This window comes from Desertibacillus haloalkaliphilus (assembly GCF_019039105.1).
Lineage (GTDB): Bacteria > Bacillota > Bacilli > Bacillales > KJ1-10-99 > Desertibacillus > Desertibacillus haloalkaliphilus.
In genome coordinates this window covers 1-392 of sequence record NZ_JAHPIV010000275.1, presented here as the reverse complement: position 1 = coordinate 392, position 392 = coordinate 1, and the positions used below count along the sequence as shown (strand labels likewise).

The 392-nt window shown below is 39.3% G+C and carries 1 protein-coding gene; it reads left to right on the top strand.

The window, feature by feature from the left end; genetic code table 11:
• Positions 1-392: hypothetical protein (locus tag KH400_RS29935; protein WP_217228230.1), on the top strand; the 392-nt coding region annotated here is incomplete at both ends.

Below are 392 nucleotides of genomic sequence, written 5' to 3'. Positions count from 1 at the left end.
AAGAAAAGGGGAAAGAGGAGAAAAGGGAAGAAGGGGGGAAAAAAAAAAGAAAAAAAAGAAAAAGAAGGAAAAGGGAGGGGAAGGAAAGGAAAAAGAAAAAGAAGAGGGGGAAAAAAAGGGGGGGAGGGAAGAGGAAGAGGGAGGGAAGAGAGAAGAAGAAAGAAGAAGAGGAAGAAGAAGAGGGAAGAAAGAAGAGAAAAAGGAAGAGAAAAGAAAGAAAGAGAAGGAGGGAAAAGAAAGGAAAGGAAAAGAAAGGAGAAAAGAAGGAGAAAGAGAAAGGGGAGAGGAAAAGAGAGGAAAGGAAAAAAGGAAAAAAGAAGGAAAGAGGGAAGGAAGAGAAGAAAAAAGAAAGAAAAAAAAGAAGGGAGAAAAGGGGAGGGAAAAGGAAAAAA